The sequence below is a fragment of the Flavobacterium kochi genome, assembly GCF_048286715.1.
In the GTDB taxonomy this organism is placed as follows: Bacteria; Bacteroidota; Bacteroidia; order Flavobacteriales; family Flavobacteriaceae; genus Flavobacterium.
Window position 1 is genome coordinate 57,054 of sequence record NZ_JBLVPW010000011.1, and the last position, 17,389, is coordinate 74,442.

The window sequence follows — 17,389 nt, forward strand, 5'->3', positions numbered from 1 at the left end:
TGAAAAAGAATTAATAGACTTTCACAGTTAGAGTAATTTGTGTTTTTAAAATATCACCTCATTTTTTCTTAAACCTTTGAATCGGAAGAAAATGAATACCAGAATAAAAAAGGAAGCGCTGATAATTACAAATAAGGAACTTGTTTTTCAAAACGAAGAGAAAGAAAAACACGCTGCAGAGTTAATTATTGCTAATACTGAACTTGCCTTTCAAAATGAGGATAAAGAAAAAAGAGCTGCTGAATTAATTATTGCCAATAGGGAACTTATTTTTCAAAATACAGAGAAAGAAAAACGTGCTGCTGAATTAATTATTGCCAATACTGAACTTGCCTTTCAAAATGAAGAAAAAGAAAAAAGAGCCGCTGAATTAATTATTGCCAATACGGAACTTGCTTTTCAAAATGAGGAAAAAGAAAAAAGAGCCGCTGAATTAATTATTGCCAACAGGGAACTTATTTTCCAAAATGCGGAGAAAGAAAAACGAGCTGCTGAACTAATTACTGCCAACAGGGAACTTGCCTTTCAAAATGAGGAAAAAGAAAAAAGAGCTGCTGAATTAATTATTGCTAACCAAGAACTTGCTTTTCAAAACAAAGAGAAAGAAAAACGCGCTGCTGAATTAATTATAGCGAACAAGGAACTTGCCTTTCAGAATAAAGAGAAAGAACAACGGGCTGCAGAATTAATTATTGCCAATACTGAACTTGCTTTTCAAAATGATGAAAAAGAAAAAAGAGCATTGGAACTAACTATTGCAAATCGAGAACTTGCTTTTCAAAATCTGGAGAAAGAAGAACGTGCTAAAGAACTAGATTTAGCAAGCAAAAAACTTGCTTTAAAAAACGAAGAGAAAAGAATCCAGACAGCGGAACTAAATATTGCCAATAGAGAACTCGCTTTTCAAAATCAAGAAAAAGAAAAACAGGCTGCAGCGTTAATAATAGCTAACTTAGAACTTAAAAAAGCGGAAGAATACCAAAAAGAATATATAAAAGGTTTGGAGCAAATGATGTTTATTACCTCTCACAAAGTGAGACAGCCTGTAGCCAATATTTTAGGTCTGTCTTATTTACTTGATCAGACAACCAATTCACCTGATGAACATATCCAATTCTTAAATCACATAAAGCAATCTGCTTTGATGCTCGATTCTTTTACAAAAGAATTAACGCAATTTATTTTCAATTTGGAACAAAAAGGGAAAAATAAAAAATATGCGTAACTATGACCATTCTTCGTGCACTAGCTCTTTTAATAATACTATAAAAATCGAGAATTAATTAGCTCGCTTTTTTTTTGCCCTAATCACAAAAAATGGTTTCCACATTTAAGATTTACATTTTAGTTTCTTAGATTCATTTTGAATCATATCCTTTAAATTTATCGTTTTCTTCAAAGGCATTTCTGCCGAAATTCATCTCTTATGTCTTTTTTAGAGATTTTCTGCCTTTTTCAGAAACTAAATTAAGTACTATAACATTCTGTTAACATCTCTAAAACCATAAGTTATTGATTATCAAAAATATGATAAAACAATTAACATTTTAAATAAGTGAATCTTACAACTTCAATATTTAATTGTGTAACAATTCCAGCTGATAACTAAGCAACCTTTGTGTTATAAAATACTTAATCCCCTAAATTCAATAAAATGAAAACTAAAAATTTACTATTAACCTTTGCAATACTGATTATTGCATTAATTTCCAGTTGTGCAGAAGACGATTTTGCGGCAGTCGATGGTGTATGCCCGACTGTAGTGTCGACAAGTCCCGATAATGGTGCGATCAACGTTCCTTTGGACAAAACTATTACGGTAATCTTCAACGAGGAGATGAACGCATCAACTTTTGACACATCCTCTTTTACTTTACAGGGGTCTGCTTTAGTGGCGGGAACCGTTTCATTTAGCGGGACGACTGCTTTATTCGTACCAACAAATCCTCTCGCACCAAATACTACTTATACCGGAAGAATTAAAACAGCGGTTAAGGATATCATGGGTAATGCTCTACAAGCTGATTATGTTTGGACATTTAGTACTGGTTCGACAGTAACGCCTATGGTGATTTCAACAGATCCTGCAAACAATGCTACAAATGTATTTCTTAACAAAATAGTTTCTGCAGATTTTAATATGATAATGAATCAGGCAACTATTAACACAACGACTTTTACATTAAAACAAGGAGCTACATCAGTTGCAGGATCAGTTGCATATATTGGAACGACAGCCTATTTTACTCCAAGTGCACCTTTAACAGCTAATACCATTTACACAGGTACTATTACAATCGGAGCTAAAAATCTTCAAGGAACAACAATAGCTAATAACTATACATGGACATTTACTACTGGATCTGTTACGGCTCCTATTGTAACTGCCACTGACCCTGTTAATAATGCCGGAGGAGTTGCGCTTAATCAAAACATTACAGCGACTTTTAGTATGCCTATGGATCCTTTGACAATCAGCACTACGACATTTACTTTAAAAAATGGAGCAACAATGATTACCGGAACTGTTTCTTACCTAGGCACAACAGCCACATTTAATCCAAATAGTGATCTATCACCTGGAACTACCTATACTGCTACAATTACAACAGGTGCTAAAAATGTAGCTGGTGTTGCTTTGGCAAACGACTATGTTTGGAACTTTAGTACTAATGTGGCCGTAGTTGGAAATACCGTAAATCTTGGTTCAGCTGAAAGATTTGGAATTTTATCAGGAGTCGGAGTAAGTAACAATGCTGGTTTTAGTATAATTAATAATATGGATGTTGGTATCAGCCCAGGGGTTCGTTCTTCAATTACAGGATTTCCTCCTGCAATTATAGTGAATGGTGCCATTTATGCTTCTGACGACATTGCTCCCCCAGGAGTGCCTGCCATGCTAACGCAAGCTAAACTGGACCTTACCAATGCCTATCTTTTTGCAGAGGGAGCTTCCTATAGCGCACCAATAACGGTGTCAGGTGATCAGGGTGGAAAAACACTTGTTGCCGGTATTTATAAATCAACATCTACTCTTTTAGTACAAAATGGAGATTTGACTCTTAGCGGTAGCGCAACAGACGTTTGGATTTTTCAAATAGCATCTGCTTTTACTACTGTAGGCGGAGCTGGTGGAAATATAAAACTTACTGGAGGAGCCCTTGCTAAAAACGTATTTTGGCAAACCGGAAGTTCTGCAACTATTGGAGATTATACTTCATTTGTAGGTAACATATTGGCCTTACAATCCATAACAATGGGATCACATTCAACTGCCCAGGGCAGAATGCTTGCCAGAAATGGAGCTGTAGTACTGACACACACTAACATAATCACTAAGCCGTAAAAAAATGAAAACTAAAACTAATTTAAAAATAGGATCATGCTTAGCATGGTCCTCTAATAATCTGACTATTAAAAGTATTGCAATAATTGCCTTGGGATGGTTAAGTATTCAAGCTCCCATTCAGGCACAGCAAACAATAGAAGTTAAATACACAAAACCTTCCTGGTACTTTGGTGTTGCAGGTGGTGCCAATTTCAATTTTTATCGTGGCTCAACTCATCAATTAAATGCTGGTTTTACCCCTCCGGCTACCTTTCATGATGGAGATGGTGTTGGACTTTTTATTGCACCGCTTTTAGAATACCGTCCTGCTGATTCCAGATGGGGTGTTATGCTTCAGGCTGGATACGATAATCGCAAAGGTTCTTTTGACCAGGTAGTTACTCCATGTGACTGCCCGGCAGATTTAGCGACGAACGTTAGTTACATCACCGTGGAACCAAGCTTGCGTTTTGCTCCTTTCAAATCTAATTTTTATCTTTATGGTGGGCCACGTTTGGCTTTCAACATGGATAAGTCATTTACCTATCAATTAGGTATCAATCCGGCCTATCCGGATCAGGCGCCAAGTCCTGCAGTAACGGGTGATTTAAGTGATATCAAAAAAACTATTTTTTCAATGCAAATTGGAGCTGGATATGATATTCCGCTTTCTGCAGATAGCAACAAGACACAATTTGTATTATCTCCTTTTGTTGCTTTCCAGCCTTATTTTGGTCAAAATCCACGTTCAACAGAGACATGGAATATAACTACCCTTAGAGCTGGTATTGCACTTAAAATGGGACAAGGACGTAACATTCAGGAATCTACCGACATTTTAGCTGATCGTGAAGTTCAGTTTTCAGTAAACTCTCCTAGTAATGTTCCTGGAGAAAGAAGAATTACTGAAATATTTCCACTTAGAAACTATGTATTTTTCAATGCTGGATCAACTGAAATCCCAAATCGCTATATTTTATTAACGAAAGATCAGGTAAAAGACTTCAAAGAAGATCAATTGGAAGTATTTGCTCCAAAAAACTTATCAGATCGTTCAAAAAGACAAATGATTGTTTATTATAATGTTTTAAACATCCTTGGAGATCGTATGCAAAAGAATCCTTCAGCAACTATTACTTTGGTGGGGTCATCAGAGAAAGGTCCTGAAGATGGTCTTGCAATGGCTGAATCAATCAAAACCTATTTGGTAAATGTATTTGCAATAAACCCTTCCAGAATTACCACTAAAGGTCAAAACAAACCAAATATCCCATCGGAACAACCTGGCGGGACATTAGAATTGGAATTGTTACGTGAGGGAGATCAGAGAGTTTCTATAGAAAGTACTTCTCCAGATTTATTGATGGAATTTCAAAGTGGTCCTGATGCGCAATTGAGACCCGTGCGAATTGTTCCACTACAGGAAGCGCCAGCTGAAAGTTATGTTACCTTCAGCAATAAAGGAGCTACTGAAGCTTTATCTACATGGTCATTACAAATAGCTGATGAACAAGGAAAAGTACAGTCTTTTGGACCTTATACACAAGAAGAAATAAGCATACCTGGAAAATCAATTTTAGGCAGCCGTTCAGAAGGTGATTACAAAGTAAAAATGATTGGTCAAACTAAAAGTGGTAAAATTGTAGAGAAGGAAACTCCTGTACATATGGTACTTTGGACTCCTGCAAAAACGGAAGAAGGTATGAGATACAGCATTATTTATGAATTTAATAAATCTAAAGCGATCGCTATCTATGAAAAATACCTCACCGAAGTAGTAACACCAAAAATTCCTGTTGGAGCGACAGTTATTATTCATGGTCATACTGATATTATTGGTGAAGAAGTTCACAATCAAGATCTGTCTCTTGCCCGTGCAAACGATGTGAAAAGCATTCTTGAAAGTGGGTTGTCTAAAACAGGTAGAAACGACGTGAAATTTGAAGTACTTGGTTATGGTGAGGATGAAAACAAATCTCCTTTTGAAAACAAAACTCCAGAAGAACGTTTTTACAATCGTACCGTAGTAATTGATATTATTCCTGCTATAAAATAAGTAAAACAACTAAGAATACATTTTTTATAAATTACAAAAGAGGATAGAACTTAAAAGTCTATCCTCTTTTTTTGTTTAAATCTAAAATCCATAAATCCGTGTAAACCGATGAATTTCAATAGACAAACGTTTTTAGTTTTTCAAAATAAGGAATTATTGCATTTATTTTTTTTTCATATTACCATTTAAAAACCTCAATTTTAACAAAAAAAATATTATTTTTACTATTCACTTGCTGTAAATATGACCCCCAACGAGAAAACCCTAATCAAGTTCTACACTGCTTTTAATAATGCTGATGCTGCAACGATGTCTCAGTGCTATGATTCAAAAATACAGTTTCGCGATCCTGTCTTCGGTCTATTGAAAGAAAAGGATGTTGGTCAAATGTGGAAAATGTTGATTGAAAAAGGCAAAGGAAATACAAAAATTGAATTCTCAGCTGTAAAAGCAGATGAATATATTGGTTCCGCCAGATGGATTGCCACCTATAATTTTAGCAAAACTAACAGAAAAGTGGTAAATGAAATTCAGGCGCAATTTCAGTTTAAAGATGGTTTAATTATCAAGCATACAGATGATTTTGATATTTGGAAATGGTCCAAACAGGCATTTGGAATTAAAGGATGTTTATTGGGATGGACGGGTTATTTCCAAAATAAAATACACCAGCAAGCGTTGTTGTCATTGAAAAAATATAAAGAAAATAAACATGCTAATTGAAACTTTAAAATCGCTATTCAACAGAGATTTAAATCGGCTTAAAGCAGAAATAGAGCTATACCAAAATGAAAGTCAAATTTGGCACATTGAAAAAGGAATAGCTAATTCAGCCGGCAATCTTTGCCTGCATTTGGTAGGGAACCTCAATACCTATATTGGAGCCGAATTTGGAAAAACAGGCTACATCAGAAACAGACCACTAGAATTTTCACAAAAAGACATTCCGAGAGCAGCACTAATAAACAAAATCGAGGCAACTATTGTGGTCGTTAACAATGCGCTAACCAACTTATCGGAAGAAGAATTACAAATGGAATTTCCAATTTTAGTCTTTGACACCAAGACTTCAATTGAGTTTATGCTGATTCATCTGACGACTCACCTAGCCTATCATTTAGGGCAAATCAATTACCACAGGCGCTTATTGGACGCTTAAAATTAGAATAACAAGCAATTTTTACGCATACTATTCGTTTTTAATTACTGCATAATCACAACTACTATTTAGAATAAAAAGCTAAAGAAGGACAAGAAATAACTGTTATAATACAAATTTGTATGATACCATCTTCTAAAAGACCCGTCCCATTTCAATCCGACAGAAAATATTCTGTTTTAGAAATTCTTCAATTTATAGTATTGTCCTGTTTGATTCTCTATTTTGGTAAAACGCTTTTTATTCCGTTGAGCTTTTCATTACTCATCAGTTTTATTATGTATCCCATTTGTAAATGGCTGGAAACAAAAGCAATTAATAAAGGCGTTGCCATTCTTATTTGCATTCTAGGGGTGACACTTCTGGTGGGATCCGTAATTTATTTATTGTTTGCACAGTTCTCAGAATTCCTGCAGGAATGGCAATCATTACGGACAAAACTTACGGACACTATGAATCAATTGAGTATTTTTCTTTTTGAAAGATTTGATATTAGTATTGAAAAACAATCCGAATTCGTCAAAAACACGCTCGATAATTCCGGTTCAGAAGCTTTTTCCCTGCTGCGAAATACCGCATATTCCGTATCAGAGTCTCTATTTTACCTGTTAATGATTCCCGTTTTTTCTGCACTTATACTGTATCGCCGTCAAATGTTATCGAATGCACTGTATGAACTTTTTCCTCCAAAGAAAAAAAATACCATTCATGAAATCCTCTTAGAAACTATTCATGCGTACTATAACTTTATAAAAGGCATGTTGATGGTCTATCTTATTGTGGGAATTTTAAACAGTGTCGGACTATTAATTATTGGAGTGCCGCATCCTTTTCTCTTTGGTTTTATAGCCTCAATCCTGACCTTCATTCCTTATGTAGGCATAATGATATCATCGCTGTTACCAATTGCCGTTTCCTGGATAACCTATAATTCAATTTGGTATCCATTAGGAGTCATCTTAGTCTTTTCTTTCGTTCAGGTGCTTGAAGCGTACATTATATTCCCTTTTGCTGTTGGTAGCCGTCTGAAAATAAACACACTTGTTATCATAATTATGGTAATTGTGGGAGGCATTTTATGGGGTGCTGCAGGAATGATCGTATTCATTCCGTTCATCAGTATCATAAAACTGATTGCGGACCGTACGCCAAGCTTAAAGTCGTTGTCCGTTTTACTGGGAGATGGCGAAAAAAATAAAACTTGAAATAACCTACTGCAAAAGCTCAAAATCAAACTTCCAGCCCATCTCTTTTTTATACCACAATTGTCCTTTTGAAACTTCCAGCGGACAATCAAAATTATTGGTAAAGAGCGCTCCGGTTCCTAATCCCTGCGGCATCAAATTGTGTTGCAAAAAGGTCCATTGCGCAATGGCATTCAGCCCAATATTACTTTCCAAAGCCGAGGTAATCCACCAGCCAATTTTATACTTTTCAGCCAAAGATATCCATTCTTGTGTCCCTCGAAAACCACCGATAAAACTAGGCTTCAAAATGATATATTGAGGCTTGATTTCCTGCAACAACCGCTCTTTTTCTGCCGCTGTAAACACACCAATCAGCTCTTCATCCAAAGCAATGGGAAAAGGTGTGATTTTACAGAGTTCTGCCATACTGTCAGTATGATTTTTACGTATCGGTTGTTCAATACTATGTAACTTAAATTCAGATAGTTGCATCAATTTATCTAAAGCTGAATCTTCATCGAAAGCGCCATTTGCATCGACGCGAATTTCAACTTGCTCGGGAGTGAAATGTTGCCGAATAAACCGCAATAACCGCAGTTCTTTATCGAAATCAATCGCTCCTATTTTGAGTTTAATGCATCGAAAACCAGCTGCTAATTTTTCCTCTATCTGCTGCTTCATAAACGACTCCTCACCCATCCAAACCAAACCATTTATTAAGATGGATTGCACACCGTTTGTAAAGTCCGAAGGAAAGAGCAAAAAAGGAGTTTCACTCCCTAAAGACCGGAATGCCATTTCCATTCCAAATTGCACTGAAGGAAACTCCAGTAACGCTTCCCAAAGCTGGTCTTTTCCCAAGTGAATATTAGCGCAGGTCCACTGCAATTTTTCTTCGTAATCAGCCCGGTCATCAATACTCAGCCCACGAAGAATTCCGCATTCCCCTATTCCTTTTTTACCGTCTTTTTCCAAGACGATATACCAGGTTTCTTTTTCGGTCATAACACCACGGGAAGTTCCTGATGGACGTTTGAAATTGAGAATGTGTTTATGGTAAGTTGCTTTCAAAGAAAATAGTTAATAGTAAATAAAATAATTAATGGTAAAACGCCGCAACTTCATTTGAATCCTGATTTAATCCATTTCAAATAAGAAGTTCCGAAAATCCAAAAAAGACACAAAATAAAAAAACAGAGACGCTGATTACTGTTCAAAAAACATAATTTCAATAGTTAAACATCCCCCTATTTCACCATCAACTTCAAAACTCTTTCAAAATCATCATTTTGAATCCCCATTTTTTTGAAAGTTTCAAAATCCTGTTTTACTTTTTCAGTCCAGCTCAAACTATCCGTTACGTTTTGGGACTGATATTTTTTGTAAATAGCTTTTGCAGAGGAATAGTTATTATTTAATAAGAAAGCGTGCGCCAAATTCAATTTTATCAACAATTCCGAATCATCAAGTTGCTCTCCTTCTTTTAGGAATTTTATTGCCTTCCCATATTGTTTGGTCAAAACATAAATGTTCCCAATGGCATTATAATCCAAAGCCGTCGCCTTGTTATTATTAATTACCACATTCAATTTAGCGATTGCAGCTCCATAAAGCCCCTGTTTCACTAAATCCGACGCTTGCTTACGCAAACCATTATAAACTGCACCAGAAGCGCCTGTTTCGTTAAAACAACTATTGCCAAAGTCTTTAAAAGCCTTAGAACGCTCTATCGCTAATAATTTTTGAAATTCCCTGAATTTATATTTAGATTGGATTTTATCCAGGATACAGACACAAAAATCATCCGAATTAGCCATTTTCTGAGCCATATTCGATGTTTTGCACTGATCAATGATTTGCTTTCTATTTTCAAGAGTCCAACCCCGACTGAGCGTATTATCTACCCATGGAACCACTTCAAGAATGACTTTTTGATTCATAATCCAGTTTTTACTTTCAAAACCAAACCATAAATTCCCTGAATTGGATTTCATACAAGCCGACTTCTCAGTGGAAAGTCGTTTGGCATCTTTACTTACCGGAGTATCCTGAACCAAACAGGCGTCATCAGTTTTTGCGTTTTCTTTATATTTTGTGGCGAGGTCGGCGCTGGAAAAAACTGCGTACTTACATTTATCATCTCCAGAGATTTTAGACAAAATAAAAACCGCTCCTGCAGAACCCTGACTAATTCCAGTCGGGTCGGGAATTGCTTTTAAAACAGAAACCAAACTGTTTGCCATTTGCTGATTTTTATCCAAAAGCGTTATTCTATAAACAACTTCAGTTGTTCCTTCAGGGAAATCCTGGGTTTTTATCACAATCCTGTCTCTCGCCGAGACCGTCATTTCTTCTGTTGTAGCGCGGGTTTTATCCCAATACCCGTCTTTTTGAGAAAAACCAGATTGGAATGAAATAATTGAGATTGCCAGTAAAGCTATTTTTTGAATATTCATTTCTTGATTAACGTTTTTTTGCCAGGATTACTTCATCTTTCTTTCTGTTTCCACCTAAGTTTACGGAACTTCGTTCGCAATTAAAATCCTTTTATCATTATTTTATCAGATGATCGTACTTTGAATTATCTTCAAATAAAAAATTACAACTCGAGGGAACTTCCTATTTCCAGCAACATTAAATCTTTTCCTTTATTGAAAAATTTACGAATGGCGTCTTCATGATCAATTTCGATATAACCAAAAGTGTCGTAATGATATCCTAGAATTTTATCGCAATCCAAGAAATCAGAAGCAACAATAGCATCTTCAATATCCATGGTAAAATTATCGCCGATAGGAAGAATCGCCAAGTCAAGTTTGGTACGCACAGGAATGAGTTTCATATCCATAGTAAGTGCAGTATCCCCAGCGATATATACGTTTTTATGCTCGCCTTCGATAACAAATCCGCCCGGATTTCCTCCATAACTGCCGTCAGGAAAAGAACTGGAATGAACAGCATTTACATATTTTAATTTTCCAAAGTCAAAATCCCAGCTACCACCGTGATTCATGGGATGCACCTGAAAACCTTTTGCACCATAATGACCTGCAATCTCAGCATTAGAAACGATGACCGCATTGGTTCTTTTAGCGATTGTCTCAACATCTAAAATATGATCACCGTGCGCATGTGTCAACAAAATATAATCCGCTTTCAAAGTATCAATCTCAATATACGCTGCTTTTGGATTAGCAGAAATATAAGGATCTACAATTATGTGCCTGCCTCCAACTTCGACCCCTAAGGATGCGTGACCGTAAAATGTTATTTTCATTTGAATTAAATTTAAAAATAGACTAATTGTAAGTTTAATAATTATTCACGATCAAATCCGAAAAGAAGAAAATCATGCACAATGCCAGCAACACAGAAAGTGCAAAAGTACTTAGCGCTAATTTTTTTAATTCCGGATCTAACTCCTTAGGACTGTGATTTTTATAAACAGTAATTAAATGTTTAGTTAAAGGGATATACGCAAGTAAAAACAAGTATTGATCAAAGTGAAAATGGTTTATAATTGCAAAAACCAACACCAAAATCATCGCTGAAACAATTAGAAAATAATGGTATATTTTAGCTTTGGCTCCGCCAATTTTTACGACAATAGTGTTTTTATTTGATTTTCTATCCGATGCTTCGTCCCGCATATTATTCAGATTTAAAACTCCGACACTCAATAATCCAATAGCAGTTGCAGGTAAAAACAATTCAAAATCCAGTTGTTTTGAATACAAAAAATTCACTCCCAATGTACTTACTAAACCAAAAAAAACAAATACAAATAAATCACCGTAACCACGATAGCCATAAGCCGTATTTCCTACTGTGTAGCGAATTGCAGACACAATAGACAGAATACCCAAAACCAGATAGAATAAGGAATACCATAAATTTGTATCCGCAAATGCATAATAAATTAACAGCATCGCCGAAAGCAACGTCAATGCCGAGGTGATTATAATGGCCAGCTTCATAGCTTCGGGCGTAATAACGCCGCTTTGTATGGCGCGTTTTGGACCTACCCTGTCCTCGTTATCAGTTCCTTTCATCCCATCGCCATAATCATTAGCAAAATTAGAAAGTATCTGCAATCCAAGTGTTGTCAGTATAGCAAAGCCAAAGAGCCTCCAGTTAAAAACTTCTGTTGGGGTTAATATGGCCTCCGTGGGGTGTGCCAAAGCATACATGCTTCCAACAATTATTCCTGATACTGATAATGGTAATGTTCGTAAACGAGCGGCTTCAATCCAGTGTTTCATTTTTTTTATTTTTTTTATTTAAAATCTAAAGAGTAAGATTAAAACAATTTTACTCTTTTTAACTACATCCAATTACTATCGGAAGTTTCTATTTCGTACAACCAAAGATTGACGTATTGTTTAATTTTTACATAATCTCCTAACTGAAAAGTGATATTTCCTCCAGCAGTATGCAACGTTATGGAACCTATATTTAGGTTTTTGTGCCAAAAAAGTTGCGATGTTGTAATGGCTTGAATTTTACTTGGCTCTATAATTTCATTACTAATATCCCATGCTCCACTTTGCTTAATAACAAAATGATCATTGATAAAAAGACGGCTATTTCTATATTTAAAAAACTGAATGACTCCAACAAATACAACATAAAAAGCAGCCAGGATATCTAAAGTAGGAAATTGTAAAACCACAGCATCCCGCAAAAAATAAAACACAAACAAAGGTAAACCAATTGTGAGAAATATAGAAAATCCAAGAGTACGGAAATTAGGCTTTAACACCGCTCCTTTTTCGGGAATTATATTAAACAACAATTTTAAAATTTCATTGTGCTCGAATTCATTACAACCAGGTATTTCTATAACACTCTTGCGCTCTTGCCTTTCTCCACTGGTCGCCTGCTTGATTTTCATTTCAAGTATATTCATTTTCTTCTGAAAATAATTACTGGAAACAGCCACAATTTGAACTTTTTCTGGTTTGATAATCGTACTTTTTGTATTTAACAGCCCAAAGGAGAGCAGCAACGAACCGATTTGTTTTGTGATTCTAAAATCAAAATACTTAAAAACCATTCGTATTACATTCATTGCCAGAATAACAAGGAACAGCATGAGAACAGCAATTGGAATGACTTCCGTCATCACATTCGTCTTGAAATAAGAATCAATTTTAGACTCATCAATGCTAGATTCTCCAAAAATACGTTTGATATTATCATAAAGCGTAAAAAAGAAAGCCAATAGAATAAAAAAACTCTTTACATAATTAGTTGAAATCCCCACTTTTAACAAGCTTAAAAAACTTATTTTTATAAACGGAAATCCTTCTTTACCAATAGTATTGCCTTGTATTTCAGCATGAATTTCATCTGAAACCACTATTGTTTTATTCGTTTCATTTTCTAACAAATGCGCTTTCAACTCTAAAGCTAAATCATGCGAAATAGCTTTGATTGCCACTTCAGTTTTAGTAGCTCCAGCGGTATCCACATCTAATGCATGTACTCCGATAATTTTCTGAACAAAGGACTGCCTGATCGTTACCTGCTGAATTTTATTAAGCTGAATCGTTGTTTTTGTTTTATTTAAAACACCTTCCGTAATAACAAACTCCTGATTTTCTTTATCCAGAAAGAACGTAAAATTCAAATATTTTAGATAAGCGATAATTCCAAAAATCAGAAAAACACTCAATACCCCTACAATCAAATACAAAGGATTTAGCTCTTTAAATTTAAAAAACCAAACGACCAGTATGGGCCAAAGTGCTTTACCAAAATGACGAACGGTATCAAAAAAAAGTACCAAAACACCAACGACAGATTGTCTTTGCGGTTGACTAAAATCGACCCGCATTACAGTTGTTTCTGTATTTTACCCATCAGGAGTTGTTTGATATTTTCTGCTTGTTCTTTCTCAATTCCTGGGATTTCTATATCACTGGAACTGCCTCCGGCGGTGAAAATTTCAATTTTAGCCAATCCAAAGTAACGTGAAACTATCCCTTCATGTAATGCCACATGTTGTATTCTATTATAAGGAATTACAATAGTATTCGTTGCTATTATTCCATATCTAAAAAGCACATCATGCTCTCTGAAAGCAAATCCTTTTTTCTTGAAACTTACGCGTGAAAAGAAAATAAAAATCAGGATAAAGAATGCAAAAGCACTACTGATTTCTAATTGATACCCCGCCAATTCATCCATCTTCAACAGCGCAAATCCCAAAGCGATTGTCATCAGCAAAAACAGGACAACCAAATTAATCAAAATCACTTTCCAGTAGGATTTTTTCAAACTTAAAAAGGGCACTTCCTCAAATTTAGGAAGCTTTGTAACATCTATAGTTTCGTTGCTGAAATTTTCCATGTAGACTGTTTATTTTTTTAAGAAACTAAGACAATTCTTTTGATATGATTCTTTTGAGAATAAAAACGGAACACTAATTATAGATTTATGGCAACCATTTTTTTTCGAAATTGGGCTTTCTTTTCTCCAAGAACGCATTTCTGCCTTCCTTAGCTTCTTCGGTCATATAAGCAAGGCGTGTCGCTTCACCAGCAAAAACCTGCTGTCCTACCATTCCATCGTCCGTAAGATTCATTGCGAATTTTAGCATTTTAATAGCCATTGGTGATTTGCCTAATATTTCTTGCGCCCATTCATAAGCAGTCTCTTCCAGTTCAGCATGCGGAATCACTGCATTAACCATTCCCATATCCATAGCATCCTGAGCGGAATAATTGCGTCCGAGGAAGAAAATTTCACGGGCTTTTTTCTGCCCTACCATTTTCGCCAAATACGCAGAACCATACCCCCCATCAAAACTCGTTACATCAGCATCAGTTTGTTTGAAAATCGCGTGTTCTTTACTCGCTAAAGTCAAATCGCACACTACATGCAAACTGTGTCCGCCGCCCACCGCCCAACCTGGAACTACAGCGATGACAACTTTAGGCATAAATCGAATTAAACGTTGTACTTCCAGTATATTCAACCGATGTTGTCCATCTTCCCCCACATAGCCCTGATGACCACGTGCATTTTGATCGCCACCGCTACAAAAAGAATACACTCCATCTTTAGACGAAGGTCCTTCTGCAGAAAGCAAAACGACACCTATAGAGGTATCTTCCTGGGCATCGTAAAATGCATTGTACAGTTCAGAAGTCGTTTTTGGTCGGAAAGCATTACGCACATCCGGTCTGTTGAAAGCTATTCTGGCAACGCCATTACATTTCTTATAGGTTATATCCTCGTATTCTTTGACAGTGATCCAATCCATTACAATTGATTTAAATTATTTCAGTGTAAAATTAAATCATTTTTTACATTTTATCTATTCTATTTTAGAGAAGCTTATGGTAATCTTTCTCTGATTAAACAATCGAAAATGTTAAAAAAATAAAAAAAAACAAAATATTAACAGTTGCTAAAAAAAATAATCCTTAATTTTAAATATTGCTAATCAGCAAAATATAATTTGATTAGTTTGATTACTTCACTGATTTATTAACCTAAAAAATGTTTTTTTTGAATACAATTAAAAATTTTGTCGCTCCTTTTTCGACGGTAATAAATTACAATACTATTTCTGACACCACGATAAATGAGTTAATGAGAAGGCCATTTGCCCCAATAGTAAAAAATAAAGAGTAACACCTACGGTTTATAATAAAGATTCGCATTCCCACTCAATAAATAAGTTGAGTCTAACAATACAGTTATTTCAGGAAGATAATCTTTCAATATATATACAAAACCAATGGCTTTAATGTGAAATTAATTCTTAGCTAATAAGCAAGTGTTTGGACATTTAAAGACAAACCATTTGAAAAAGTAATTTGCACTTGAATCAATATTTTAAAGTAGTATTAAGGATGCTATTAATTATAAAAGTGAATAAATATACTTTTAAGAATGAATTAGATTTATTTTTGTTTTGAATTTCAAGAGTCCAAAACAAAATAAAAAGAGAAAGACTAATCGTAACGGTTAGTCTTTCTTTTTTTTTATTCCTTAACCAGATAAATTCCGTCTTCCTTGATTTCTATTAATTTTTCCCTGTACAAAGCACCAATAGCTTTTTTGAAGGTTTTTTTGCTCATTTTCAAAACCGTTTTAATGTCTTCCGGATGTGAATTGTCCGTTAAACGCAAGAAACCTCTACTGGCTCTTAACTCATCCAGAATTTTCTCGGCATTGGGTTCTATACTTTGATACCCCTGTATTTGCAGTGAAACATCAATTTTATTATCAGGTCTGATGTTTTTAATATAACCTCGCATACGGTCTCCTGTACGAATCGCGTCATCATATACTTCATCCTTATACAACAAGCCTTTGTGCTTTTCGTTGATGATAACATTAATTCCTATTTCAGTAATATGAGAAACAATCAAATCTACTTCCTCCCCTTTCTCAACGGTAAGTTCTTCATTTTTAAGAAATTGATTAGTCTTACTTGAAGCAACCAAACGATTGGTTTTTTCATCCATATAAAGATAAACCAAATAACGTTTTCCTTTTTCCATCGGACGTGCCTGCTCTTTGAACGGAACCAAAATATCTTTTTCCATTCCCCAATCCATAAAAGCACCAATCTGATTGGTATAATTCACACGCAAAAGTGCAAATTCATTCAGTAGAATATAAGGTTCTAATGTAGTGGCAACGGGTCTTTCTTCGTGATCTAAATACACAAAAACAATCAGCTCCTCACCTATTTCAAATTCGTTTGGAACGTACTTGTTAGGCAAAAGAATATCATGTATTCCTTCCGGATCTTTTTCTGGATTCCCCAGAAACAAACCCACTTTGGTATCGCGCAAAATGGTAAGTGTATTGTATTTTCCTATTTCAATCATTTTCTTTCAATTTCTAAAGTGCAAAGGTACGAAGTTTGAAAATAGTAAATTAGGAAACATTTGACAAATAAACAAAGTCCAAATTCCCCTAATTTGTGGCGCTTTCAAAGTCTCTGACTGCGGCAAGAAAAATCCTTACATTTGATAGTAGAACTTAATTACGCATTATGTTTCGATAAAATCAGGATAAAAACATTGAGGTATTTTCATAAATGGTGATGAAATAGAAAAAATATTCCAAAAAACTGCGTTAATCGATTTGTCTGAATTTGAACTAAAGGAAGTAAAAAAATCTTTCGTCTGCAAAATTTAAGCAATCATTAAAAAAAAAAATCATAAAAAAAGCGCCAACAAAGACGCTTTTCATTTTTATATCGATTATTAATTATAAATACTCTCTTTCTTAAAGTGAACAGCCAATAAATAGTAGACCACGACCCGGTATTTATTTTTATTGGAACGACCGTATTTTTCCATTACAGCATCAATTCCCGCATCCAGATTAGCTCCATCAGCAAGTCCTAATTTCTTAATTAAAAAATTGTTTTTCACTGTGTCCAGTTCAGATTGCTGGGTTCCGGCAACTGTCGCCGAATCTGCATTATAAATTGACGGACCGCAACCAACTGTTACTTTTGTCAACAAATCCATATCAGGATTAACACCACATTTGTCTTTCAAATCGGCTGCATACTTTACAATTAACTCGTCTCTTGCACTCATAAATAAAAGTTTAATATTTGATTGTTATTTTTTAACTCTCTCAAATTTAAACATTTATTTATGCATTTTAACGAATCAATAAAA

16 protein-coding genes are annotated in these 17,389 nt (G+C 35.1%); 7 read left to right on the plus strand and 9 right to left on the minus strand.

Features of this window, described 5'->3' with window-relative positions; translation table 11 throughout:
- The first annotated feature begins 91 nt into the window (after positions 1 to 91).
- From ACNQGH_RS11380 to ACNQGH_RS11405, 6 genes are all read left to right on the plus strand, one after another.
- Positions 92 to 1,225 (plus strand): coiled-coil domain-containing protein, encoded by a 1,134-nt coding sequence (locus ACNQGH_RS11380; protein WP_417956130.1) that lies wholly within the window; start codon positions 92 to 94, stop codon positions 1,223 to 1,225.
- A gap of 429 nt (positions 1,226 to 1,654) precedes the next feature.
- A complete protein-coding gene (locus ACNQGH_RS11385; RefSeq protein WP_417956131.1) occupies positions 1,655 to 3,346 on the plus strand; it encodes an Ig-like domain-containing protein in 1,692 nt (563 codons plus the stop codon).
- A gap of 4 nt (positions 3,347 to 3,350) precedes the next feature.
- Positions 3,351 to 5,384, plus strand: coding sequence for an OmpA family protein (locus tag ACNQGH_RS11390; protein WP_417956132.1), 2,034 nt, complete (start codon positions 3,351 to 3,353; stop codon positions 5,382 to 5,384).
- A gap of 243 nt (positions 5,385 to 5,627) precedes the next feature.
- Positions 5,628 to 6,107, plus strand: a complete 480-nt coding sequence (locus ACNQGH_RS11395; RefSeq protein ID WP_417956133.1) for a nuclear transport factor 2 family protein — start codon at positions 5,628 to 5,630, stop codon at positions 6,105 to 6,107.
- A complete protein-coding gene (locus ACNQGH_RS11400) occupies positions 6,097 to 6,543 on the plus strand; it encodes a DUF1572 family protein (protein WP_417956134.1) in 447 nt (148 codons plus the stop codon). Before ACNQGH_RS11395 ends, ACNQGH_RS11400 begins: the two co-directional genes overlap by 11 nt.
- 122 nt (positions 6,544 to 6,665) lie before the next feature.
- Positions 6,666 to 7,748 (plus strand): AI-2E family transporter, encoded by a 1,083-nt coding sequence (locus tag ACNQGH_RS11405; protein WP_417956135.1) that lies wholly within the window; start codon positions 6,666 to 6,668, stop codon positions 7,746 to 7,748.
- Between the two features lie 6 nt (positions 7,749 to 7,754).
- Here ACNQGH_RS11405 and ACNQGH_RS11410 read toward each other — a convergent pair whose 3' ends face one another.
- The 7 genes from ACNQGH_RS11410 to ACNQGH_RS11440 form a co-directional block, all read right to left on the minus strand.
- On the minus strand, positions 7,755 to 8,801 hold the full coding sequence (locus ACNQGH_RS11410) for an o-succinylbenzoate synthase (RefSeq protein WP_417956136.1): 1,047 nt from the start codon (positions 8,799 to 8,801) through the stop codon (positions 7,755 to 7,757).
- 176 nt (positions 8,802 to 8,977) lie between these two features.
- Positions 8,978 to 10,186 carry a tetratricopeptide repeat protein gene (locus tag ACNQGH_RS11415; protein WP_417956137.1) on the minus strand — a complete coding sequence of 403 codons (1,209 nt, stop codon included), beginning with the start codon at positions 10,184 to 10,186 and terminating at the stop codon, positions 8,978 to 8,980.
- Between the two features lie 143 nt (positions 10,187 to 10,329).
- On the minus strand, positions 10,330 to 11,007 hold the full coding sequence (locus tag ACNQGH_RS11420) for a metal-dependent hydrolase (protein WP_417956138.1): 678 nt from the start codon (positions 11,005 to 11,007) through the stop codon (positions 10,330 to 10,332).
- Between the two features lie 34 nt (positions 11,008 to 11,041).
- Positions 11,042 to 11,992 (minus strand): 1,4-dihydroxy-2-naphthoate octaprenyltransferase, encoded by a 951-nt coding sequence (menA, locus tag ACNQGH_RS11425; protein ID WP_417956139.1) that lies wholly within the window; start codon positions 11,990 to 11,992, stop codon positions 11,042 to 11,044.
- Positions 11,993 to 12,054: 62 nt separating this feature from the next.
- Positions 12,055 to 13,569: a PH domain-containing protein gene (locus tag ACNQGH_RS11430; RefSeq protein ID WP_417956140.1), complete on the minus strand. Its 1,515-nt coding sequence runs from the start codon at positions 13,567 to 13,569 to the stop codon at positions 12,055 to 12,057.
- Complete coding sequence (locus tag ACNQGH_RS11435) at positions 13,569 to 14,084, minus strand: PH domain-containing protein (protein WP_417956141.1); 516 nt, start codon at positions 14,082 to 14,084, stop codon at positions 13,569 to 13,571. Before ACNQGH_RS11435 ends, ACNQGH_RS11430 begins: the two co-directional genes overlap by 1 nt.
- 85 nt (positions 14,085 to 14,169) lie before the next feature.
- Positions 14,170 to 15,000, minus strand: a complete 831-nt coding sequence (locus tag ACNQGH_RS11440) for a 1,4-dihydroxy-2-naphthoyl-CoA synthase (RefSeq protein ID WP_417956142.1) — start codon at positions 14,998 to 15,000, stop codon at positions 14,170 to 14,172.
- Positions 15,001 to 15,248: 248 nt separating this feature from the next.
- Here ACNQGH_RS11440 and ACNQGH_RS11445 point away from each other — a divergent pair, with 248 nt between their 5' ends.
- Positions 15,249 to 15,374, plus strand: a complete 126-nt coding sequence (locus tag ACNQGH_RS11445; protein ID WP_417956143.1) for a hypothetical protein — start codon at positions 15,249 to 15,251, stop codon at positions 15,372 to 15,374.
- A 353-nt stretch (positions 15,375 to 15,727) separates the two neighbouring features.
- Here ACNQGH_RS11445 and ACNQGH_RS11450 read toward each other — a convergent pair whose 3' ends face one another.
- On the minus strand, positions 15,728 to 16,582 hold the full coding sequence (locus ACNQGH_RS11450) for a CvfB family protein (RefSeq protein ID WP_417956144.1): 855 nt from the start codon (positions 16,580 to 16,582) through the stop codon (positions 15,728 to 15,730).
- A gap of 381 nt (positions 16,583 to 16,963) precedes the next feature.
- On the minus strand, positions 16,964 to 17,305 hold the full coding sequence (locus ACNQGH_RS11455; RefSeq protein ID WP_417956145.1) for a DUF2853 family protein: 342 nt from the start codon (positions 17,303 to 17,305) through the stop codon (positions 16,964 to 16,966).
- Between the last annotated feature and the right edge of the window lie 84 nt (positions 17,306 to 17,389).